This window comes from Thioalkalivibrio sp. ALE16 (assembly GCF_000381305.1).
Lineage (GTDB): Bacteria > Pseudomonadota > Gammaproteobacteria > Ectothiorhodospirales > Ectothiorhodospiraceae > Thioalkalivibrio.
Window position 1 is genome coordinate 38,254 of sequence record NZ_KB906364.1, and the last position, 23,169, is coordinate 61,422.

General features: G+C 69.0%; 20 protein-coding genes. 6 read left to right on the plus strand and 14 right to left on the minus strand.

Annotation, left to right across the window (positions count from 1 at the left end):
• Positions 1-17: 17 nt before the first annotated feature.
• The 13 genes from F627_RS0110110 to F627_RS0110170 form a co-directional block, all read right to left on the minus strand.
• A complete protein-coding gene (locus F627_RS0110110) occupies positions 18-446 on the minus strand; it encodes a rhodanese-like domain-containing protein (protein ID WP_019583977.1) in 429 nt (142 codons plus the stop codon).
• A 232-nt stretch (positions 447-678) separates the two neighbouring features.
• A complete protein-coding gene (locus F627_RS0110115) occupies positions 679-882 on the minus strand; it encodes a cold-shock protein (RefSeq protein ID WP_018140642.1) in 204 nt (67 codons plus the stop codon).
• A 367-nt stretch (positions 883-1,249) separates the two neighbouring features.
• Positions 1,250-3,166, minus strand: a complete 1,917-nt coding sequence (locus F627_RS0110120; RefSeq protein ID WP_019558685.1) for a M48 family metalloprotease — start codon at positions 3,164-3,166, stop codon at positions 1,250-1,252.
• Between the two features lie 475 nt (positions 3,167-3,641).
• Positions 3,642-5,030 carry a metalloprotease PmbA gene (gene pmbA / locus F627_RS0110125; protein ID WP_026332082.1) on the minus strand — a complete coding sequence of 463 codons (1,389 nt, stop codon included), beginning with the start codon at positions 5,028-5,030 and terminating at the stop codon, positions 3,642-3,644.
• A gap of 108 nt (positions 5,031-5,138) precedes the next feature.
• Positions 5,139-5,402 carry a hypothetical protein gene (locus tag F627_RS0110130; protein ID WP_018867474.1) on the minus strand — a complete coding sequence of 88 codons (264 nt, stop codon included), beginning with the start codon at positions 5,400-5,402 and terminating at the stop codon, positions 5,139-5,141.
• A gap of 57 nt (positions 5,403-5,459) precedes the next feature.
• Complete coding sequence (gene tldD / locus F627_RS0110135; protein WP_018867475.1) at positions 5,460-6,902, minus strand: metalloprotease TldD; 1,443 nt, start codon at positions 6,900-6,902, stop codon at positions 5,460-5,462.
• 134 nt (positions 6,903-7,036) lie between these two features.
• Entirely contained in the window at positions 7,037-7,867 is an 831-nt protein-coding gene (locus F627_RS0110140; protein WP_018867476.1) for a carbon-nitrogen hydrolase family protein, read from the minus strand.
• Positions 7,868-7,922: 55 nt separating this feature from the next.
• Positions 7,923-11,849 (minus strand): YhdP family protein, encoded by a 3,927-nt coding sequence (locus tag F627_RS0110145; protein ID WP_042835219.1) that lies wholly within the window; start codon positions 11,847-11,849, stop codon positions 7,923-7,925.
• A gap of 148 nt (positions 11,850-11,997) precedes the next feature.
• Positions 11,998-13,536 (minus strand): ribonuclease G, encoded by a 1,539-nt coding sequence (rng, locus tag F627_RS0110150; protein WP_019583980.1) that lies wholly within the window; start codon positions 13,534-13,536, stop codon positions 11,998-12,000.
• Positions 13,537-13,615: 79 nt separating this feature from the next.
• Entirely contained in the window at positions 13,616-14,725 is a 1,110-nt protein-coding gene (locus F627_RS0110155; protein ID WP_019583981.1) for an AI-2E family transporter, read from the minus strand.
• Positions 14,722-15,207: a hypothetical protein gene (locus tag F627_RS0110160; RefSeq protein ID WP_019583982.1), complete on the minus strand. Its 486-nt coding sequence runs from the start codon at positions 15,205-15,207 to the stop codon at positions 14,722-14,724. The genes F627_RS0110155 and F627_RS0110160 overlap by 4 nt, the downstream gene beginning before the upstream one ends.
• Positions 15,204-15,950: a type 1 glutamine amidotransferase gene (locus F627_RS0110165; protein WP_018877133.1), complete on the minus strand. Its 747-nt coding sequence runs from the start codon at positions 15,948-15,950 to the stop codon at positions 15,204-15,206. The genes F627_RS0110160 and F627_RS0110165 overlap by 4 nt, the downstream gene beginning before the upstream one ends.
• Before the next feature lie 143 nt (positions 15,951-16,093).
• Complete coding sequence (locus F627_RS0110170; protein WP_018867482.1) at positions 16,094-17,002, minus strand: LysR family transcriptional regulator; 909 nt, start codon at positions 17,000-17,002, stop codon at positions 16,094-16,096.
• 172 nt (positions 17,003-17,174) lie between these two features.
• On the opposite strand from F627_RS0110170, the gene F627_RS0110175 reads away from it, so the two are divergent.
• From F627_RS0110175 to rpmG, 3 genes are all read left to right on the plus strand, one after another.
• Positions 17,175-18,899 carry a bifunctional diguanylate cyclase/phosphodiesterase gene (locus F627_RS0110175; RefSeq protein ID WP_019583983.1) on the plus strand — a complete coding sequence of 575 codons (1,725 nt, stop codon included), beginning with the start codon at positions 17,175-17,177 and terminating at the stop codon, positions 18,897-18,899.
• Between the two features lie 96 nt (positions 18,900-18,995).
• On the plus strand, positions 18,996-19,232 hold the full coding sequence (gene rpmB, locus F627_RS0110180; protein WP_017941409.1) for a 50S ribosomal protein L28: 237 nt from the start codon (positions 18,996-18,998) through the stop codon (positions 19,230-19,232).
• Positions 19,233-19,244: 12 nt separating this feature from the next.
• Complete coding sequence (gene rpmG, locus F627_RS0110185) at positions 19,245-19,415, plus strand: 50S ribosomal protein L33 (protein WP_017941410.1); 171 nt, start codon at positions 19,245-19,247, stop codon at positions 19,413-19,415.
• A gap of 132 nt (positions 19,416-19,547) precedes the next feature.
• Here rpmG and F627_RS0110190 read toward each other — a convergent pair whose 3' ends face one another.
• Complete coding sequence (locus tag F627_RS0110190; protein ID WP_018867485.1) at positions 19,548-19,778, minus strand: hypothetical protein; 231 nt, start codon at positions 19,776-19,778, stop codon at positions 19,548-19,550.
• 84 nt (positions 19,779-19,862) lie between these two features.
• On the opposite strand from F627_RS0110190, the gene F627_RS0110195 reads away from it, so the two are divergent.
• Genes F627_RS0110195 through mutM form a run of 3 tightly spaced genes read left to right on the plus strand, consistent with a single transcriptional unit; the run spans position 19,863 to position 22,836 of the window.
• Positions 19,863-21,077 (plus strand): EAL and HDOD domain-containing protein, encoded by a 1,215-nt coding sequence (locus tag F627_RS0110195; protein ID WP_019583984.1) that lies wholly within the window; start codon positions 19,863-19,865, stop codon positions 21,075-21,077.
• A 3-nt stretch (positions 21,078-21,080) separates the two neighbouring features.
• Complete coding sequence (locus F627_RS0110200; protein ID WP_019583985.1) at positions 21,081-22,028, plus strand: hypothetical protein; 948 nt, start codon at positions 21,081-21,083, stop codon at positions 22,026-22,028.
• The gene (gene mutM / locus F627_RS0110205; protein WP_019583986.1) at positions 22,021-22,836 is read left to right on the plus strand and encodes a bifunctional DNA-formamidopyrimidine glycosylase/DNA-(apurinic or apyrimidinic site) lyase; all 816 of its coding nucleotides are present in this window, start codon (positions 22,021-22,023) and stop codon (positions 22,834-22,836) included. The genes F627_RS0110200 and mutM overlap by 8 nt, the downstream gene beginning before the upstream one ends.
• Positions 22,837-23,169 lie beyond the last annotated feature (333 nt).

A 23,169-nucleotide genomic window follows, 5' to 3' on the forward strand; every position in this document is an offset into this window, starting at 1 on the left:
CTGCAGACACCACGCGATTATTCAAACGGATAGCCCGAACGGATCCACTCCGGGAAGCCGCCGGGGAAGTAGTAGAGGTTCGTAAAGCCCCATTCCAGGGCGCGGCGGGTGGCCGCCTCGGTACGCCAGCAGTCCCGCTCGTTGCAGTACATCACCACCGGTGCGTCGACATCGCCGATGAACTCCAGCAGGTTCTCGCGGGTGAAGCGATTCCGCTCGTCGTCCCGGTCGCGCATGATGGTCAGATTGCGCGCCTCGGGCACCCGCCCCGCCTCGTAGTCCGCACGCAACCGGGTGTCGACAAACGGCACCCCCGCGCGGAACAGCGCCCAGGCCTCGGCGGCCTCGATGGTCTGACTCCCCGGGATCATCTCCGGCGCGCGGTAGGGCCCCTGGGCCGCCGCCTGCTGCGCGAATAACAGCAGGCACAGGACCACCAGCCCCACCCGGACGAGCGATCCGCGGCGGGGCCGGAAAAGGGCCTGGTGAAATACAGCATTCATGCGCGAACGGTAGCACGGTCCGCGCCCCGAACCACACGAAAATGCGGCCGTTTCGGGGCAGATCCGTGCAGGCACGGCCCGCATCAGCCCTCCCCCGCGCACCCGGCTCCACACGAAAAAGCCCCGCACAAGGCGGGGCTCTTCAACAACCTGGCGCTTGCGCGCCGGGGTTGTCTTACTGCGCTTCGACGTTCGCGGCAGCCGGACCCTTCTGGCCCTGCTCGACGTCGAACGAGACGCTCTGGCCTTCGGCCAGGGACTTGAAGCCACTACCCTGGATGGCGCTGTGATGGACGAACACGTCCTTGGAGCCATCGGTCGGGGTAATAAAGCCAAAGCCTTTTTCGTCGGAGAACCACTTCACTGTACCTGTAGCCATTTCGGTTACCTCTGTTTTGTACGTACTGGATTGGGATTTCGAGGGGGGAGAGACTGGAGGGCAACCGAACGACGGTGAAGATTGATCGTGATTCTCTGCGGCCCCAACCGGGACCGGAACTGCGAATCTGAACGCCCCTTGCGGGGTGTCGCCTGGTGCTGCATGGAGCCTGTTACCGTTACCTCGCGGCCATTGTCCGCCCAAACCGCGGTGCATTGATAGTGTTTTTTCGGGTTTTCTCGGGTGCCGGCCCGAAACCCCTTTGGGATCCGTGACTTGCCAGCGAATTTATTTTTCGGTTCGCACACGGGCCAGACCGTCCCCGCGGCAACCGAGCGCAAAACCCGCGATTCTGCCCGCATCGCGTTCAGACGCCGCCCTCGCCGGTCGGCTGGGATCCAGCCCAGTCGTCCACGGCCAGCGGCAACGGGACATGTAGCGCGGCCGCCATCACCCGCATCAGTTCGACCTCGGCGGTCACCACCTGCCCGCCATGGCTCGCGGTGGTGACCATGGCCTGGATCAGCTGGTCCTTGTCGCGCATGCGCAGGCCATCCAGTTGCTCCAGCACACGGTCCAGCACACTGGCCCAGGCGCGGGCCCCGGAGGGACCGGTCAGGGCCTCTGGAAGCTCGACTGTCAGCGGCAGGGCGCCGGTCAGGACACCCACGCCGGCCGTCAGCGCCGCGCGCGCCGCGGCCGGATCGGCCGCGTGACCGTGATGGGCAAGCACCGCCAGCAGGAAATGCGCGCCCTCCTGGTGGTCCTCCAGGGCAGCGTGGCGCGGCCGGGACGCGGCGGCCGGGTCCTGAATGTCCCCGAGCTGCCGGTCAAGAAGACGCCCCAGCGCGTATTCGAAGACCGCCACTCGCCCGTCGGCATGGATCAGGCGATCGACCAGGGACCGCAGGCGTGCCCTGTCGTCCGCGTCCAGGCGCCGCAGGGCCGGGAATCCGAGCTCCAGCAAGGGCAGGCGCAGATCGTCCCGCAGCTCGGGTTCCGCTGTCTGCAGGCGACGCACGGCCTCCTGGAGGTCGCCGCCCAGCGCCTCGCCGATCACCGCCAGCTGCCGTTCGCGTACCTCCGGGTCCGGGTTCAGGAGCAGATACAGCACCACCTCGATCGCCCGCGCCTCCGAGCGCGCGGCCCAGGCCAGCGGCCCCGGGATGGCGGCCAGCAGCATCCCCGCCCCCAGGATGTGGGTCAGGGCCGGATGGCCACCCAGGGCGTCCTCCACGGCCTCCGCCCCGGGCAGACGCCCCTCGCGCTCGCGCTGCATGCCATCCACCGCGCGCTCGCGCGCCCGTTCGCGCACGCGGGCATTGAGCCGCTCGCGCAGGCCCTTGAGCTCCTCCGGATCGAATTGCGGCTGCAGGATGCGTACGCGCTCCAGCAGCGGCGGATGGGTCTCGAAGAGCTGCCCGATCGCGTCGCTGGCAAACAGCATATGGGTGATCTCCTCGGTATTGCCGTTGAGACCGGCATAGCGCGCCGCCACCTTCTTCAGGGCGCCGGCCAGGCCGTCCGGCTCGCGGGTAAACTGCACCGCGTGGGCATCCGCCAGGTATTCGCGCTGGCGCGAGATGCCCGCGCGGATCCAGCGCGCCAGCGCCAACCCCGCATAGCCGACCACGATCAGCGTGACACTGAGCACCCCGACCCCGGTATCCGCGACATCCCCCTTGTGGCGGCGGCGCCGGCGCGCCAGCCCGCCCTGGCCCAGCAGCGCCAGGACCTCGATGCCGTAGAGGATGCCGATCAGGCGCATGTTGAGGCGCATGTCGCCATTGAGGATATGTCCGAACTCGTGCGCGACCACCCCCTTCAGCTCGGCCCGCTCCAGGCTGTCCAGGGCGCCGCGGGTGACCGCGATCACCGCGTCATTCGGGGCAAACCCGGCCGCGAAGGCGTTGATACCCAGGTCCTGTTCCAGCACGTAGACCTCGGGCACCGGCATCCCGGAGGCAATCGCCATCTCCTCGACCACGTTGCGCAGCCGCTGCCACTGGGGGTCGGCGGGGTTGCCCGCGATGCGCACGCCGCCCATCTCCTGCGCGATCAGGCCGCCACCCCCGGCCCGCAGCTGCCAGGCCCGGTACAGGCTCGCGAGCACGATCAGCCCCGCCGTGATCCCCATGGTCCAGGCAATCGCCGCACCGCCGCCGCCCATGAGCCAGACCGCAATGCCCAGCACTCCGACAACCGCCAGCACCGCCAGGGCGAACAGAACCAGCAACCAGCGGGTCCTGCGCTGCACCTGGTCCTGCTGTTCGAAAAAGTTCATGGCTGTCCCTCGCCCGCGCTAGGGAGACACTGATTGAATCGCACGTCCGCGCTCGAGTCACTTTTGCGTGCGTTTAATGCGCGGTGACTGCCGTGCAGTCATTCTGCACAAGGGAGCCGCAACGCCGTGCGCGCGCCCGTTTTTCGATCAACAACGGGCGGCCGAGCCCGCTCTTTCAATCACTTGTCGGGTTGGTGCCCCCTGTTCCCCGATCCTGCGTTGCGCCCCAATCCATCAGAAACGGGCGGGTAGAACCACTACCCGCTGCACGACGCGCCTTGTCTCGGAGCGCTTTGTTTCGAAAAACTGGGGGGCACCAACGCGGACGTGCGATTCAATCAGCGTCTCCCTAGGCCGCCGCCTCGCGGGGTCGGGCGGTCACGGCCATGCAGCCACACGACGAGCGTAGCAGCGTGGAGGGTACCGGGGAATGCGCCGCGCACGCCCACTGCCGGGCGCGCGCCGCGAGGGCGGCTCAGTCGCCGGCGACGGTCATCGACTCGATCAGGATGGAGCCGGTGTGGATGTTGCCGCGGCGGTCGACATCGGTGCCCACGGCCGCCATGCGCCGGAACATGTCCTTCAGGTTGCCGGCGATGGTGATCTCCTCCACCGGGTACTGCAGCTCGCCGTTCTCGACCCAGAACCCGGCAGCCCCGCGGGAGTAGTCGCCGGTCACCATGTTCACGCCCTGCCCGATCAGCTCGGTCACCAGGAAGCCGGTACCCATCTCGGACAGCAGGGCGTCAAAGTCCTTGTCCCCCGGGGCCACGGTCACATTGCGCGCGCCACCGGCGTTGCCGGTGGTCTCCAGCCCCAGCCGACGCGCGGCGTAGCTGTCCAGGGTATAGCTCTGCAGGACGCCATCGGCGATCAGCGGCCGGTTGCGGGTGCGCACCCCCTCGCCGTCGAAGGGTGCGCTGCCCAGCGCGCGCGGGGTCAGCGGGCGTTCCTCGATCTGCATCCAGGCGGGGAACACGGCCTCGCCCACGGCATTCAACAGGAACGAACTTTCGCGGTACTGGGCCGGCCCGGAGATCGCGCGGGTGAAGCTGCCGATCAGGGTGCGCGCCATCTCCGGCGCGAACAGCACCGGGCAGGTGCGGGTGGAGAGCTTGCGCCCGCCCAGCCGGCGCACGGTGCGCTCGGCCGCCTCGCGCCCGATCGCCTCGGCGGCGGTCAGGTCGCCCGCGTGGCGGGCCACGGTGTAGGCATAGTCGCGCTGCATGCCGGCCGCGTCGCGCGCCACCAGGGCGCAGGACAGCGAGTGCCGGGTACTGCGATAGCCCCCCATGAAGCCCTGGCTGTCGCCGAGAAAGGCCATGGCGCGCCGCGTACTGACGCTGGCGCCCTCGGAGTTCTCGATCCGGTCGTCGGCCGCGAAGCCCGCGGCCTCGATCGCGCGGGCCAGTTCGGTCGCCTCAGTGGCGCTGCAGCCCCAGGGGTGGTCAAGGTCGAGGTCCTCCCAGTCGCTCGCCTTGAACGCGGGGTCCGGCATCCCGGCATACGGATCCGGCTCGGTGTAGCGGGCGATGCGGCAGGCGGCCTCGACGGTGTCGATCAGGGCCTGGTCGCTGAAGTCCGTGGTGGAGGCCGCCCCCTTGGACTGGCCGAAGTAGACGATCAGCGACAGGCTCTGGTCGCGCTCGTGCTCCAGGCTCTCGATCTCCCCCTTGCGCACACCCAGCTCCAGCCCGACGCTGTGGCTGACCACCGCCTGGGCGTCCGAGGCCCCGCGCTCGCGCGCCGCCTCCAGCGTGCGCTGGACCCGTGCCTGGAGGGATTCCGGCGAATGGGACAGGGCCTGGACCTCGCCGTCCTGGGACAGGGATTCCGGGCTCACGCGTTCGGGAGATGTACTCATGCAGGGTTCCGCTATAAAGGGACGAGTCGGGGATATCCGTCAGGGATACAGAAACAGGGAAGCGGCCCCGGGCCATTCAGCCCGGAACCGCGAGCGGTGCCGGGCGATCTAGTCGACCCGGGCGCCGTGCTTGTGGACCGCGCCGGCGTTGCCCCAGCGCTCAAGGTCGTCGACATGCACGCCGACCCAGTACAGCATGCCGACGCTGTCCCGGGTCCAGCCGCCGACCAGGTCCTGGCCCTCGCCCAGCTCGACGTGGTGGGCAAACTGCTCGGCCTTGTCGCGCGCGCGGAACACATGCCACTGCACGATCTGGTCGTGGCCATGCCCTTCCGGCAGGGAACGTTCCTGTTCGAGGAAATCGAGATTCATCTGTTGCCTCCTTGTCCTTGTCGCCGTTTCGACGCCGATTCTCCGGTCCCGCAGCGCTCACGCCGCCTGGGTACCGCCCACGGTCATGCCATCGATCCGCAGCGTGGGCTGACCCACGCCAACCGGCACGCCCTGGCCCTCCTTGCCGCAGGTCCCGATACCGGAATCGAGCTTCATGTCGTTGCCGATCATCGATACCCGCGTCAGCACATCCGGGCCATTCCCGATCAGGGTCGCACCCTTGACCGGGTACGTCACCTTGCCCTTCTCCACCCGATAGGCCTCGGAGGCGGAGAACACGAACTTGCCGGAGGTGATGTCCACCTGGCCGCCGCCGAAATTGACTGCGTACAGGCCGTCGTCCACCGAGGCCAGGATCTCCTCCGGGTCGGCGTCGCCGCCGAGCATGTAGGTATTGGTCATGCGCGGCATCGGCAGCCGGGCATAGGACTCGCGGCGGCCGTTGCCGGTGGAGCGCGTGCCCATCAGGCGGGCGTTCATCTCGTCCTGCATGTAGCCGCGCAGTACGCCGTCTTCGATGAGCACGGTCTGCTGGGTGGGGTTGCCCTCGTCGTCGACGTTCAGCGAGCCGCGCCGCCCCTCCAGGGTGCCGTCATCGACGATGGTGATGCCCTTCGCCGCGACCTGCTCGCCGACGCGCCCGGAGAACGCCGAGGTGCCCTTGCGGTTGAAGTCGCCCTCCAGCCCGTGGCCGATCGCCTCGTGCAGCAGCACGCCCGGCCAGCCGGGGCCGAGCACCACCTTCATGGTCCCGGCCGGGGCCTCGCGGGCCTCCAGGTTGACCAGCGCCTGGCGCACGGCCTCGCGGGCATAGCCGGCGGCCCGGTCCGACTCGCGGAAGTACTGGTAGCCGAAGCGTCCGCCGCCGCCCGAGGTCCCGGATTCGCGACGCCCTCCCTGTTCGACGATGACCTGCACGTTCAGGCGCACCAGCGGGCGCACGTCGGTCGTCAGCTCGCCGCGGGCGTTGAGCACCAGCACGACCTCGTGCACCCCGGCCAGGGAACACATCACCTGGGTGACGCGCGAATCCTCGGCGCGGGCCACGGCATCCACCTCCTTCAGGAGGTCGATCTTGGTCTGTTCGTCCAGCGAATCCAGCGGGTTGTCGGGGGCGTACAGCGCCGGGCGCGACGGCGACCGCGAGGCCACAGCGATGCGCCCGCTCTGACCGGCGCTCGCGATGCTGCGCGCGGTCTTCGCGGCCTCCAGCATGGCCGGCATCGCGATGTCGTCGGAATAGGCGAACCCGGTCTGCTCGCCACGCACCACGCGGATGCCGACCCCGCGCTCGATATTGAAGCTGGCGGACTTCACGATGCCATCCTCCAGCGACCACCCCTCCTGGCTGGCGAACTGGAAGTAGCAGTCGCCCCCGTCGATGCCGTGACCGAAGGTGGTACCCAGAAGGGTGCTCAGCTCGCTGTCGCCGAGACCGGCGGGGTCGAGCAGGGTCTGTTGCGCAAGACGGTCGATCATGCAGTCCTCTCGGGTTCGGAGATCGACTGCCCCGCCGCACTCGCAGGCGGGGCAGCACTTTTTGGTTCAGTATGGAGCTTGGGGCACCGCCCGCGCTTTCAAGCGCGCCGGCGTTGCGGGTTTATGTCGCCGGATCAGGTGGTCCCGGGGCACGGCAGGCGGCGATGCTCCACGGCCGGGAAGCTGTTGCGGATGCGCGCGGCCTGGGCCCGGTCCAGATCGGCCAGCAGCACGCCCGGGTTGCGCTGGAGCTGGCCGACGATCCGGCCCCACGGATCCACCAGGGCGCTGTGGCCATAGGTTTCGCGGCCGTTCACATGGAACCCGCCCTGAGCCGCCGACAGCATGTAGCACTGGTTCTCGATGGCGCGCGCCCGCAGCAGCACGTCCCAGTGCGCCTGCCCCGTCTGCGCCGTGAAGGCCGCCGGCAGGGCGACCCATTCCGCCCCCTGATCCAGCAGGGCCCGGAACAGCTCGGGGAAGCGCAGGTCGTAGCAGATCGCCAGGCCCATGCGGCCGGCCGGCGTATCCACGACCACCACCTGGTCGCCGCGCTCGAAGACCTTCGATTCGGTATAGGCCTCGCTGCTGTCCGGCAGGCGCACGTCGAACAGGTGGATCTTGTCGTAGCGCGCCACCTGCTGCCCCTGATCGTCGAACACCAGGCAGGCGGACCGCACCCGGTCGCCGCCCGCGGTCTGCAGCGGGATGGTCCCGCCGACAATCCACAGCCCGAGGCGCCGGGCCTGCTCGGCGAGAAAGGCCTGCAGCGGACCGGCCCCGTCGGCGACCTCGGCGATGCCGAGGACATCGGTCTCCTGCATGCCCATGAAGGCGAAGTTCTCCGGCAACACCGCCAGGCGCGCGCCCTTGTCGGCCGCCTCCTGCAGCAGTCGCTTGGCCTCCAGGAGGTTCGCCTGGGGCTGGGGTCCGGAGGCCATCTGGATGGCCGCTACCTGAGTCATGTTGCTCCGCTTGTCCGTTGCGAGACCGGTCGGGGCGCCACTGCCCGCGCCGGTATCAGTCGTTGTCGGCCCCGTCGGTCTCCGCTGCCGGCTCCACCAGCACGCGTACCTGCGGGTCGTCCCAGGGGCCCGTCACCGCGTACTCGACGCGGGCCGCCTCTTCTATCTGATCCCCGATCCCCAGCACGCGTTCCGCAAGAAGCACCACGACGCCGGTCACGGGGCCGCCCACCAGGGCCCCGACGATCGGAAGCGCGGTGCGCAGGCTCGGCACGACCACGATCTCGTGATCATAGTCACGTGCCACCAGCCCGGTGCGGCCGCTCAGACGCACCTTGGCCGAGGGTCCCTCCAGGCGCAGGTCGGGCACATGCAGGTCCCCGTCGCGCAGCACGGCGTCCGCGGTCAGCTCGCTGAAGGTCAGACCCTCGGTGAACACGTCGCGGAAATCCAGCCGCAACCGCCGCGGCAGTACGTCCAGGCTGACCAGCCCCAGCAGGCGACCCGCCCCCGGCTCGACATCCGCCAGGCGCCCGTCGGACAGCGACAGCTCCACGGACCCTGTCAGCTGCGCCAGGCTCGGGGCGTACAGCGGCCCCGGCCAGACGAGCGACAGCGACCCGTCGCCGGCGCCCCCGACCAGGGCCCGCGACAGCCCCGCCGACCGCAGGGCCGCGCCCCAGTCGTCACCGGACAGGGTCGCATCCAGGCGTGTCTCCGGCAGACCCTCCCCGGACACCCGCCAGATGCCGACGGCGTCGGCGTGGAGATCGCCTTCCGGGGCACGGACCTCCAGGTCCCGGATTACCAGACCGCTGGACTGCGGCTCCAGGCCCAGTTCGATATCCGCGAAACGGTAATCGCCCAGCGCCAGGCTGTCGAGCGTCAGGTCCACCGCCGGCCAGGCCCGCGGATCCTCGAAACTCCCGGCTGTGACGGGCTGCACCTCCGCTTCGGCCTCTTCGCCAGCGCCGGTCCACTCGAGATCGTCCAGAATCAGGTGACGCAGATGCGCCTCCCAGCGATCACGCCCGCCAGCGGCCATCGGGCGCCAGCGGGCCTCGCCGGCCAGCCAGTCGGACGCCACCTCCAGATCCCAGCCCGCGTCCCCGCGCCGGCCCAGAAAGCGCAGCCCGGGCAGGTCCCGCCCGCCCCAGCGGATACGGTCGCGGATATCCAGTTCCAGGCGCGTCAGCGCCACGGCCTGCGCCGCCTCCTCGGCATCGTCGCCGGCCGCGCCCAGATCCACCGCACCGCCCCAGGGGGCCTCGCCCAGGGCCTCGAGCCACGGGTCCACCTCCAGCCGTGGCAGGCGGGCACGCACCGACACACCCGCCCCCGGCAGGGCCAGGGCGCTGGCCCGGGGAGCGCCGATCTCCAGCGCCAGGGCCTGCAGGGCAACCCCGCGCGCCGCCGTGCGGGGCTCGGCGCCGCGCACGGCCGGATCCTCGGGGGCGGCAGTCGGGGAGAGACGCTGGTGGGCCCGCAGGACCGAGCCCAGTGTCAGGTGGCCAATGCCCGCGCCGTCATGCCCCAAGGGCAGCGTCAGTTCCAGCGCGCGGGTCTCCTCCGCCGGCTTGCCGATCGGCTCCGGCCAGTCGATCGCCACACCCACCAGATCCGAGCTCAGATCCAGACGCACACCATCCACCGCCTGGCCAAGGCGCAATTGCGCCTCCCACTGCGCCGCACCCTCCAGGTAGGGGGCCAGCTCCGGAAAATCCTCCAGCCAGGGCCCCAGGGGTTGTCTCCCGCGCGCCGTGAGCCGTGCGGTCTCGCCATCCAGGGGCCAGTCCGCCCCCAGGGTGACGGTCTCGTCATGGACACGCGCGGTCACATCCTCCGCCGCGATGCGATCGGCGGTATCGAACCGGACCTGGCCCTCGACGGCCTCCAGCACCGCGGGCCAGCCCGGGACCTCGGCGCGCGTGCCCTGGAGATCCAGCGTGCCGGCGACCCGCGTCTGGTCCATGCGCCCCTCCTGCAACGGCAGGGTCAGGGAGAGCCCCAGCCGGGTCGGGCCCGTCAGGCGCGCCTGATCGCGCAGTTCCGCCGCCTCCTCCAGCAGGTCGGCCTGACGCAGATAAGTCAGCAGATCAGCGGCATCACCATCGGCCGTGCCCTCCAGTTCGAGGACCGCGTTCTCCATATCCTCGATCCCGATCCGGGTGGCATGCACCTCGGTGTCGAGGATGCGGCCCCGCGCGTCCTCGGCGCGGAAGCCCGCGTTGTGGAACAGCAGCCGCCCGCTGACGTCCTCGGCCCTGGGCCAGCCCTCCTGGTAGTCGAGGATGCCCGCCTCGACATCCGCCCACAGGTCGAACACCCCCTCGCCGTCGGCAAACGGGAAGTCCTCTCCGCGTCCCCGGTAGGCCATGCCGCCCCCCGTGGAGACCCCGGTCACGATGCTGTCCACCAGCCACTGATAGGTGTTCTCCGGCAGGTGATACAGCGGCAGGTAGCGCGCGGTACGGTCGCCGTTGGCACGCAGGATGTCCATGGCGATATCGACCCGCGGGCCGGCCGCGTGCCCGTCCAGCCGCATCCGCATGCGCCCGCGTACCGCGGCGTCGGCATTCGCGGCATTCAGGCCCTCGCCCGCCAGATGCCAGTGCCCGGAGTCGTCACGCTCGGCGCGCAGGCGGCCACGGGCGGTGTCCAGCACCACCGGCTCGGCCAGTACCCGCGGCAGATCGATCTCCAGGTCGCGGCTGTCCAGCAGCAGTTCCACGCCGCCGCGACGCCACTGCAGGTAGCCCGCCGCTCCCTGCACCCCGAGCCCGTGCCCGGCGGCGCGCCAGCCGAGATCCCGCACATCGGCCTCGGCCCAGACCGGCTGCAGCCGGTCCGACTCGCGGCGTGCCTCGAACCGGGCCAGGTCCAGTGTTCCGCGCGGATGGAGGTCGGCGATACGCTCGGCCAGCTCGGGCGCCGCCTGGCGCAGCAGGGTGAGCAGGGGCGCGTAGGGCTCGACGTCGACATCGCGGGCCGCCAGCTCCACCGCATCCACCACCAGCGCGCGGGGCTCGCCCTCCAGGCGGTAGGCCAGGCGCAGGTCCCCGGAACCCGGCCGCGTCCCGCTCCAGGACGACCGGTGCCGACCGTCCCGGACCCGCCAGTCGAATCGATGGCCGATGGCCGGACCGGCCGGCTCCCCGGCCAGGCCAAGAGTCGTCTCGTGATCCCCGCGCAGCCAGGCCATGCGGCCATCGTCGAGCGCACCCCACAGGCGCAGCGTCGCGGTGCCCTCGGGCGCGGGCCAGCCCAGGTAGGCCAGCCACGGCTGCCAGGCGGTCAGGTCCACCGCATCCGCTTCCAGGAAGAAACGCGCATCGCGCAGATCGGCCGCCGGCGCCTGCAACCCGAGCATGAAATGCCCACCCGCATCCGGCGCGTCCAGGGCCCCGTCGAGAAACAGCCGCAGCGAGCCGTCGTGCGCCGTGCGCAGGGCCGCCCGGTCCAGCCGCGCGGCGGACTCCAGGCCCGCGCCGCGGTCCTCCCAGATCAGCCGGATCGCCTCCGCCTCGACATCGGGCCACTGCGCCACCGGGATGGTGAGCAACCGCCCCTCGCCCATGCCGATCTCGCGCCCGTGGAGGGAAAACCGGCCATCGGCATGGCGCACCAGGCGCAGATCCACACCCTCGACCCGCACCGCCAGTGCCGGGTGCCGGCTACGCAGGCTGGCCCCGGCGCTCAGCGATATCCCGAGGCGCTCGATGGCAACCGGCTCGCCCTCGGGCATCGCCACCCGGACCTCCCGCGCCACCAGCGCCGGGGACCAGCCGGCCCAGCCCAGTTCGATGCCCGCGGCGGAGACCTCGTGCTCCAGCTGCTCGCTGGCGGTCGCCTCCACCCAGGCGTGCAGGCCGTCCCAGTGCGGCAACGCCAGGCGCAATGCCAGGATGGCGATCACCAGCGCCAGCACCAGGGCCAGCAGGATCCCCAGGGCCACCCGTACACTTTGTGAACGGATGCTCATTTTTCACCCACCCGATCAAAACGCGGCCTGCCCGGCCGACCGGGACCCCGATCCATGCTGGGTCCGCACGCGTGCTTCACCTTGGTGTCTCTCCCTCCCCGCTGGCGACAATCGCCCGAATCCGGGCCATGTCTGAATTAGGTATAGCTCAGACGAAGACCACGTCGAACTGTTCCTGGGTGTAGAGCGTCTCCACCTGGAAGCGGATGGGGATGCCGACAAAGCTCTGCAGCTCCGCCAGCGCGGCGGATTCCTCGTCCAGCAGCAGGTCGATCACGTTCTGCGACGCCAGGACCCGCAGCTCGCGCGCGTCGTACTGGCGCACCTCGCGCAGGATCTCGCGGAACAACTCGTAGCAGACGGTCTCCGCCGATTTGAGGTAGCCGCGCCCGCCACAGACCTGGCAGGGCTCGCACATCTGGTGCTCCAGGCTCTCGCGGGTGCGCTTGCGGGTCATCTCCACCAGCCCCAGCGGCGAGACGTCGCAGATCTGCGTCTTCACGTGATCCCGTTCCAGCGCCTTTTCCAGCGCGCGGATCACCTGGCGCTTGTGCTCGTCGTCCTGCATGTCGATGAAATCGATGATGATGATCCCGCCGAGATTGCGCAGGCGCAGCTGGCGCCCGATGGCCTGGGCCGCCTCCAGGTTGGTCTTGAAGATCGTCTCCTCGAGCTTGCGATGGCCGACAAAGCCGCCGGTGTTGATGTCGACCGTGGTCATCGCCTCGGTCTGGTCGAAGATCAGGTAGCCACCGGACTTCAGCTCCACCTTGCGCTCCAGGGCGCGGTGGATCTCCTCCTCGACGTTGAACAGGTCGAAGATCGGGCGCTCGCCGGGGTAATGCTCGATGTGCCCGATCAGTTCCGGAAGGTAGCGCTCGACGAAGCTGCAGACCTTCTGATAGGTCTCGCGCGAGTCGATACGGATGCGCTCGATGTCCACCCCCACCATGTCGCGCAGGATGCGCTCGACCAGCGGCAGGTCGGCGTAGACCTCGGTCCCCGGCGGCGCGCTGGCCGCCTGTTCCTGCAGGCTGTCCCAGACCTTCTTCAGGAAGGCGGTATCGTTGTACAGGGCCTCGTAATCCGCCAGCTCCGCGGCGGTGCGCACGATGAAGCCGTGCTGCGGGGCCAGCTCGTCACGCAGCTGCTCGATGGACTCGCGCAGCCGCGCGCGCACGCCCTCGTCCTCGATGCGCGTGCTCACCCCGACATTCGACTGGTTCGGCATCAGCACCAGGTTGCGCGACGGCAGCGTGATGTAGGTGGTCAGGCGCGCGCCCTTGGACCCCAGCGGATCCTTGACCGCCTGAACCAGGATGTCCTGCCCCTCGCGCAGCAGTTCGCGGATGCCCTCGCGCGCCGGCGCCGCGCCGCCATTGGCGGTCCCGTTGCCCGCGGCGGTTGCCGGGGCATCCCCGCCCGACAGCGCATTGCCATTGAGCTCCTCGCGCTCCACCGGCGCCACGTCGGAGGCGTGCAGGAAGGCCGTACGCTCCAGGCCGATGTCGACAAAGGCTGCGTCCATGCCCGGCAGCACGCGCACCACCCGGCCCTTGTAGATGTTGCCCACGATCCCGCGGCGACGGGTGCGTTCCAGGTGCAGCTCGGTCAGGACGCCGTTTTCCACCAGGGCCACACGGCTCTCCTGGGGCGTCACATTCATCAGGATCTCGGTTCCGGTCATGCGTTCTTCTTGTTATCGAATGGGGACCAACCAGCCGCCGGGCCCGCGGGCGGGCGCGGCGGAGGTCCGGGATTTCGGGCTACTTGGTGACGGCTTCGGCCGAACCGGCCTCGCCGTCCGTCGGGGTTTCGGGCGGCGGGTGCTGGGCTCGCGGCCAGGACTTGATCACCGCATGCACCAGGGTCGCCAGCGGGATGGCGAAGAACACCCCCCAGAGCCCCCAGATGCCGCCGAACACGAACACCGCGGCGATAATCGCCACCGGGTGCAGGTTGACCACCTCGGAGAACAGCAGCGGCACCAGCACGTTGCCGTCGAGGAACTGGATCACCCCGTAGGCGATCAGCACCCAGGCGAACTCGGAACTCAGGCCGAACTGGAAATAGGCGACCGCGGCCACCGGGATGGTCACCACCGCCGCCCCGATGTACGGGATGATCACCGAGATGCCCACCATGAACGACAGCAGCACCGCGTATTCCAGCCCGAACCAGTTGAAGGTCAGGAAGGTGACCGCCCAGACGATCACGATCTCGATGAACTTGCCGCGCACGTAGCTGGCGATCTTCAGGTTCACCTCGCGCCACACCTGGCTGGCCAGGTGGGTATCCCGGGGCATGAACCCGCGCACCCAGCCGAGGATCAGGTCACGGTCCTTCAGCATGAAGAACACCATCAGCGGGACCACGATCAGGTAGATCACCACATCCACGATGTGCCGCGCCGACGACAGCGAGAAGGACACCACGCGCTGCCCCAGCAGGGTCGCCTCGGCGCGGATCGCCCCCATCAGCTCGAGGACCTGTTCGTCGGTAATCAGCTGCGGGTAGCGCTCGGGGAGCTGCAGCAGCAGCTTCTGGCCCTCCGAGATCATGCCCGGCAGCTCGCGCACCAGCTGGGTGACCTGGGCCGACATCAGCGGCACCACACTGAACAGCGCCGCAACGGTGAGTGCCAGGAAGGCCAGCAGCACGCAGGTGACCGCGAGGATACGCGGGATGTGCCAGAGGACCAGCCTCCGTACCGCGCCCTCCAGCAGGTAGGCAATGATCAGCGAGGCCAGCAGCGGCGCCAGGATACGCCCGGCAAAGATGATGACCAGGAATCCCGCGAGCAGCAGAAACGCCAGGATCACCACCTGCGGATCGGTGAAATGACGCTGGTACCACTGACGCAGGATGTCGATCATCGCGACGCTCCTCCCGCCTCCGGGTCATCCCCGTCCGCGGAACGGGTCGGGTCCTGGGCCACCGCCTTCTCGTAATGGGTACGGAAGACGACCTCCAGCTCGTCGATCACCTCCACCGCCGGACGCCCCTGCATCACGTGCTGTCCCATCAGGGCCGAGGTCTCGTTCAGCAGCTTGGAGCGATCCAGCATGTGGTAGGTGGCGGACAGGCGGCGCATGGCCTTGATCACCGACTCGCTCTCCGGCCGCGGAATGGGCTCCGGCTCGGGCACCGGCTCCGGTGCGGGGGCCGGCGATTCCTGCTCCAGAAAGCGGGCAAATTTCAGCAGGCTGGCCTGGTCCTCGGGCGACAGCCGCGCGGCGATCTCGGCGATCGCCCGCGCCGGGTCCTCACGCCCCTTCTTGCGCGCGCCCCCCAGCACCGAGCCAAGATCGCCTCCCGACAGACCGCCATCGCTGCCCATGCCCAGTGGCGGGATCATCCCTCGTCCTCGATCTTCAGGCTGAATACCGGCATCTTGCGGCGTTCCTGCATCAGGCCCAGCGCCTTCACCAGCGCCACGATCACGTCCTCGGTCACCTTCTGCATCTCGCCCCATTCCATGCGCGCCTCGCCCAGGAGTTCGCCCATGTTCGGCGGCGGGTTGTGACGCGCCTCCATGATGATGTCCTCGAGCATCCCGGGCTTCATCTCGGGTCGAAACAGCATGCCATAGGTCAGTTCGTCCGGCCGGATCGCCAGCCAGTCGCCGTCGTCGTCCACCAGCACCGGCTGCACGCCGTCCGGCAGGTCGACCCGGCCATTGACCAGTTGCAGCACCCGTCGGCCATCCAGGGCCTCGGCGAGTTCGTCGCCCTCGCCCGCCGCGGTCTTGTGTGCGGTCACGAAACGCGCGCGATACATCGGGTCCTCGTGCGCGGTGCCACCGGCCTGCTCGGCCACCAGCAATCCGCCCATGCCGATCCCGACCACCGGGCGCTTCGAACGGCGAAAGATGTCGATCAGCGACAGCTCGTCCGGGACCTGCGGGTTCTCCTCGTGATCCGCGGTCGGCCAGGCGCCGCCCAGCAGCCACAGCCCGTCGAACTGGGCCGCGGAACCGGGCAGATCCTGCCCCACGAACGGCCGATAGTAGGAAAAGCCAATATCGCGTTTTTCCAGCTGTGACTCGATCAGTCCGAGAAACTCGGAATAGGTATGCTGCACTACGCAGTAGTTCTTCATGTCGCGTCTATCCTGATTTTGTATTCGGGGCCGGGCGAGGGAAACACGGATCGGGGCCGGCTCGCGGCGGCGTCACTCCGACCGGCGAACAACGCACATGACGGCCGTGCGGTTGCCCGGCATCGCGGACCGCACCGCGTACCTCAATCCCGGTTTTCCTCTGCCGTGCAGTATCCGCGCAGGAACTGCATCAACACCTCCAGCGTGGGCACGCGGAACTTCTGCCGCGCGTGCACCAGGGAGATCGGCCGTTCCAGCGGCGGTGACAGTGGCAGTGCCACCAGTTCGCCCAGTTCCAGCTCCTTGGCCACCACCGCCTCGGACAGCACCGAGAGCCCCATACGGGCCACTACCGCACCCTTGATCGCCTCCGAACTGCCCAGTTCCATGCAGCCCCGCAGGCTGCTGCGGTCGTACCCGGCGCGCCCAAGGTACTCCATGATGACCTCGCGGGTCCCGGAACCCTCCTCGCGGCATATGAATGGACGCTCGATGAAGTCCGCGACGCGAACGCTTTCGCGCGTGGCCAGTTCGTGATCCGGCGGCACGATCAGGCGCAACTGATCGACCAGGCAGGGCTGCACCTGCAGGCTGCGGTGGGTCACCGGGGCCTCGACAATACCGAGATCCACGCTGCCCTCCTCGACCATGAGCACCACGCTCTCGGTATTGCCCACCCGCAGGCGGATGCCGATATCCGGATGCTCGCGACGAAAGGCCCCCAGAAGGGCCGGCAGCATGTATTCCGCCACCGTGGTACTGGCCCCGATCACCAGCGCCCCGCCATTCGCGCCCTTCAGCTCGCGCAGGGCGGCTTCCAGCTCGCCGTAGGTATCGAAGATGCGTTCGGCATAGCGTTGCACGAGCCGCCCGGCATCGGTCAGTGTCACCCGATTGTGATTGCGATCGAACAACCGGGTATCCAGCTGTTCCTCCAGCTGCCGCACCTGAAAGGTCACCGCCGGCTGCGTCATGTGCAGCACCTCGGCGGCGCGGGTGAAGGACAACAGCCGCGCCACCGTTAGAAAGACCTGCAACCGCCGATCAGCCATGCCGCCCCGTCCTGGAGAATAAAGTCCGTACCATCCCCGGATGCTACCAAGCCCCCGCGACGGGCAACAGCGACCCGCCTCCCGGACGCATCGGCCCGGATCCTTGCCCCGCCCGCGCGAGAAACGTCTATAAGGGAATCACGACATCATGGCGCAAGCCGAAGGAACCGGAATGGGGGCATCCCCGTACCACGCCTGGTCGCATGGGCGCTCGCAAGGCATCCACAAGCGCTGGAGGGTCGCCGGGGCGGCCGCCGCCGCGCTCCTGATGGCACTGGTCACCCTGCTGGTCTTTCAGACCGGCGGCACCTCCACGGCCTATCTCAACTTCATCCTGATCCCGGTGCTGCTGGGGGCGGCCCTGTTCGGCCTGTCGGGCGGGCTGGCCTTCGGCCTGCTGGCCGGCCTGCTCCTCGGGCCCTTCATGCCCCTGGACACGGCCACCGGGGCGGCTCAGCCCGCCCTGAACTGGCTCACGCGCACGGGCATCTACGTGGTGCTGGGCGGCTTCTCCGGCTGGCTCTTCGACACCCTGCGGCGGCATTCCGCCCGCCTGCTGGAGCAGGCCTACACCAACCCGGTAACCAACCTGCCCAACCGCGAGTCACTGGAACAGTACGTCCAGCAGCTGATGCGCCAGGCGGAGGCCCCGCAGGCCGCCGCCACACGGGTGTTCGTGATCAGCCTGCAAATGGACAACTACCAGGACAGCATCAGCGCCCTCGGCCTGGCCGCCGAGCGCCCCCTGCTGCGCGGCATCGCCGACCGCATGCAGGGCGTGGCCGGTCCTGCCGGGGCCGACGTGTTTCATATCCACGACGACCACTTCGCCCTGATCCTGCCGCACCGCGGGCGCAAGGAGGCCCTGGCGGTAACCCAGGCGGTGATCGACGCCCTGCAGGCCCCCTTCGAGGTCTACGACATCCCGGTTTATCTCGGGGCCCACGCGGGGATCTCGTCCTTCCCCTTCCACGAGCAGGACGAGCCGACCCGGCTGCTGACCAAGGCCTGGATGGCCATGCACCAGGCGAGCCATTCGGGCCGGCGCTACCGCAGCTATGACCGGCGCAGCGACGACAACAGCCTGCATACGGTCGAGCTCCTCGGCGAGCTCCAGGGCGCCCTGGACGACGGCCAGCTGCACCTGCACTACCAGCCCAAGGTGGACCTGGAGACCCGGCAACTGATCGGGCTGGAAGCCCTGCTGCGCTGGGAACACCCCACGCGCGGACGCATCTCCCCGGGCGAGTTCATCCCGCAGGCGGAGCGCACCGGGCTGATCCACGAGCTGACGCGCCGCGTCCTGCGCCTGGCCCTCGCGGACCTCGCCACCCTGCGCGAGCACGGCCTGACCATGCCGGTCAGCATCAACATCTCCGCACGCAATTTCCTCGACCCGGCATTCGCCGATGATCTGCTGGAACAGGTACACGCCTCCGGCCTGCCCCCCTGCGCCCTGGAGCTCGAGTTCACCGAGACCGCCCTGATGGCCGATCCGGACGAGGTGATCACCGCCCTCAACCGCCTGACCGCCGCCGGGCTGGCGCTCGCCATCGACGACTTCGGCACCGGCTACTCCTCGCTGGCCTATCTCAAGCGGATGCCGGTCACCACCCTCAAGATCGATCAGGCCTTCGTGCGCCAGATGCTGGAACACGCGGTGGATGCGCAGATCACCCGCGCCAGCATCAGTCTCGCCCGCGACCTCGGGCTGAAGGTGGTGGCGGAAGGGGCGGAGGACGCCGCCACCCTGGACACCCTGCAACAATGGGGCTGCGACGCGGCCCAGGGCTTCGGCATCGCCCGTCCGATGCCGCTGGACTCAACGCTTGCCTGGGCCCGCGAATGCGGCGTGGCGCCCCGGGTCCGAGCCCACTGCGCCCCCGGGGCCAACTGAGCGCGCCGCGCCAGACCCGTTTCTCCCTTGCACCGGCCCCGGGGCTGCGCTATAGTCCGCCGTCTTTCTGGTAGACCCAAATTCCGGAGTCCCCCGATGGCCCGAGTATGTCAGGTGACCGGCAAGCGCCCGGCGACCGGTAACAACGTTTCGCACGCCCACCGCAAGACGCGGCGGCGCTTCCTGCCCAATCTGCACTCCCACCGTTTCTGGGTGGAGAGCGAGAACCGTTTCGTACGCCTGCGCGTCAGCAGCAAGGGCATGCGCATTATCGACAAGCGCGGCATCGACGCGGTCCTGGCGGACTGCCGTGCCCGCGGTGAAAAGGTCTAAGGAGGCTTCACGATGGCTGCCAAGTCCGCACGCGACAAGATCCGCCTGGTGTCCTCCGCCGGCACCGGCCACTTCTACACCACGTCGAAGAACAAGCGGAACATGCCCGAGAAGATGGAGATCAAGAAGTTCGATCCCGTCGTCCGCAAGCATGTGATGTACAAGGAAGCCAAGATCAAGTAATCGCGCCCCCCGGCACGATTGCCTGATCCCGGGCGAAAAAGGGCCCGGCCCGCTCACGCGGTGCCGGGCCCTTTTTGTGTCTGCGTGGCCGGAAGCCCCGGATGCACCGCAACGCGCACCCGGGGCCCATCCTCAGACCGGATCCGGCTGACCACCCTTCCCGGATGCCGCGCTGCCCTCCGCAGCGGTCTCCGCCCAGCGCGTCATCACGCGCCCCCAACGATGCGCGGTCGCCGGGTCCAGTTCGATCTTGGTATAACGTTCGCCATCGCGGATAATAACCCGCAGCAACGGAACCCCCGAGTCGTGCAGGATCTGGCGCAACTCCACGACTTCGCCAAATGGCGCATCAATCGAATCCATGGTGCGTGTGTTCCTCCCGAGCCGGCCTGCCGCACTTCGTCGTGGCCGCCCATCCGTGATTGATCGTGTTCACCTGACGCAAGCATGCAACCAATTTTTGTCGGCCGGCAACCCATCTTCGACGATCAGGAGAACCTGGTCGGCTTCGAGCTCCTCTTTCGCGCGGGGCATATGGATACCGCCTCGGTCACCGACGGCGACCTGGCCACCTCCGATCTCCTGCGCAGCGCCTTTATCGACATCGGGCTGGAGCATCTCGTCGGCGAGCACCTGGCGTTCGTCAATCTGACCCGCGGCTTCCTCGAGCACGACGTCATCACCAGCCTGCCACCGGAGCAGGTGGTGCTGGAGATCCTCGAGGATGTCGAGATCGACGCCGAAGTGGTCGCCGCCGTGCGCCGCCTGAAGGCCCGGGGCTTTCGCATTGCGCTCGACGACTACCAGTTCCAGGAGAGCCATGCGGAACTGGTCGAGCTGGCCGACCTCGTCAAGCTCGACGTGCTGACCCTGGGCCGCGAACGCCTGGCGCAGGAAGTCGACACCCTGCGCGGCTTCGGAGTGGAACTGCTGGCCGAGAAGGTCGAGACCGCCGAGGACTATGCGCGCTGCCGCCACCTCGGGTTCAGCCTGTTCCAGGGCTTTCACCTGTCCTTTCCCCACGTGATCGAGGGGCAGCGTCTGGAGAGCCTGGAACTCGCCCTGCTGCGCCTGCTCAAGGCCCTGCAGGCCCCCGATCCCACGCCGGCCGAACTGGAGCGCCTGATCGCCGCCGAACCGGGGCTGGCAATCCAGTTGCTGCGCCTCGCCAACAGCCCGGCCTACCGGGGCCGGCGGCCCACGGACTCCCTGTACGATGCGATCCTGCGGCTGGGTCAGGGGCGGATCAAGCGCCTGGCGATGCTGATGGTCCTGCGCGGCGCCGACGGCCAGAGCCACGGTCTCGAACAGGTCATGATCCGCGCCCGCATGGGCATGCTGATGGCCCGCGCCCTGGGCCTGCCCCCGGAGGAATGCGAGCGCTATTTCACGCTCGGCATGCTGTCCGGCCTGGACCGGGTGCTGGGTGTGCCGCTGCGGCGCATCCTCGGCGAGCTCCACCTGTCCACGGAGATGGAACAGGCATTGCTGGAGGGGAGCGGCCCGCTGGCGCCGCTGCTGGCGACCATCGCCGCCTTCGAGGGCCCCGCGCTGCCGCCCGACAGCGCGAATGCCCCCGTCCCCGCGCCGGTCTCCAGCCGCCTCTACCTGGAAGCCGTACGCTGGACCGAGGACCTTCTCGCATCCCTGGCGGAGCCCTAGACGATGCCCCTCACCCTGCGCAGCCAGCTGATGCCGGAAGCCGCGACAGGCCCCGACACGGGGTTGCGGATCCGGCTGCGCGAGCCCGCAGGGATGGAGGCCGCGCGCGGCACCCTCGAGATCCATCCGGGACTGAGCCCCCTGGCGCCGGATGACTATGTCGAATACTGGACCGCCCCCGGCACGCCGCGCTCCTCCCGCGAGGGCCCCGTGCACCTGCTGGAACACGACGATGTGCTGTTTGCGAGCTGGACCGGCCCGGACCACGGGCTGCGGGAGCAGACCGAACAGGCCTACCAGTCGCTGCTGGCCGCCTGCCGCACGCGCGGCTACGAACACCTGGCGCGCATCTGGAACTTCTTCGGCGATATCCACGGCGAAGAGGACGGACTGGAACGCTACCAGGCGTTCTGTGTCGGGCGCGCCGCCGCCCTGGAGGCTCTGCAGGTCCCGCTGGCCAGCATGCCGGCCGCCACCGCGATCGGTGGCGACCGGCGCCAGCTGGTGATCTACCTGATCGCCACCCGGACACCGGCGAAACCGCTGGAGAACCCGCGCCAGGTCAGCGCCTACCACTACCCGGCGCGCTACAGCCCGAAGAGCCCGACCTTTGCCCGCGCCACACAACTGGATACGGCCGACGGCCCGCTGATCCTGCTCTCCGGCACCGCCAGCATCGTCGGCCACGAGAGCCGGCACCCGGACGACGTAGTGGCCCAGGCGCGCGAGACCCTCGCCAACCTCCAGGCCCTGCACAATACCGCCGGGCGCAAGCTGCCCCGGCCGTCCTGGTTGCGTGTCTACCTGCGCCGCCCGGAGGACCGCCCCCGGGTCGCGGCCGTGCTGGCGGAACACTACAACGCGGCCCACCCGGGTCCGATCGTGCAGTGGGTGCGCGGCGACATCTGCCGCCGCGAGCTGCTGCTGGAGATCGAGGGCGTGCATGCCTGAACTGCCCGAGGTCGAGACCACCCGACGCGGACTGGAACCCCTGCTGGCCGGGCGCCGCATCACCGCCTTCGAGGTCCGCGAGCCACGCCTGCGCTGGCCCGTCCCCGAAGACCTGACCACGCGGCTGGTCGACGCGCAGGTCCACCGACTGGCCCGCCGGGCCAAGTATCTCCTGCTGGAGACGGATCGCGCCGGCGTGCTGCTGCACCTGGGGATGTCCGGCAGCCTGCGCCACTGCCCGCCGGAGACACCACTGCGGCGCCACGACCACCTGATCGTTCACCTCGACAACGGCTATCAGGTCCGACTGCATGACCCGCGCCGCTTCGGCTGCTGTCTGCCGCTACCAGACGACGGCACCCCGCATCCGCTCCTGGCTGAGCTCGGCCCGGAACCCCTGGACCCCGCATTCGATGGCGACACCCTCTTCCTGCGCAGCCGCGGCCGCCGTGGCCCGGTGAAGGCCTTCATCATGGACCAGGCCATCGTGGTCGGGGTCGGCAACATCTACGCCACCGAGGCCCTGTTCCTCGCCGGCATCCGGCCCGGTCGCGCGGCCGGCCGCGTCACCCGCGCGGAATACCAGCGCCTGGCCGCACACATCAAGGCCGTACTGGCCGAGGCCATCGAGCAGGGCGGGACCACCCTGCGCGACTTCCTCCGCGAGGACGGTACCCACGGCTACTTCCGCCAGTCCCTGCACGTCTACGGCCGCGCCGGGGAACCCTGCCACGTCTGCGCCGATGTACTGCGCACCCGCCGCATCGGCCAGCGCGCCAGCAGCTACTGCCCCACCTGCCAGAGATAGACACCGCTCTGACCAAATGGCCGCGCACGGCGGTTCACCACGAAGGCCACGAAGAACACGAAGAAATAATCGCTCGCGGTCCTGGGTACGCCTCTGACTCAGCGAACCCTGCGGTGTGGTATCCCATCATCCCTCCCGGAGCATTCGACCTCGTCATCCCTGCCGAAGCGCAGGGAAAAGCCGGGACCTGTTGAGGCTCACGCCTACCGTTGCCCATCCCGAAAGATCCCGGATAACCGCTGCGCGGTTTCCCATATGGCGCCGGTCAGTCCTGTTTTCAGAATAATAAATGGGCCTTCAGATACTTACCGAGCAAGGCACACAGGAGCCGGA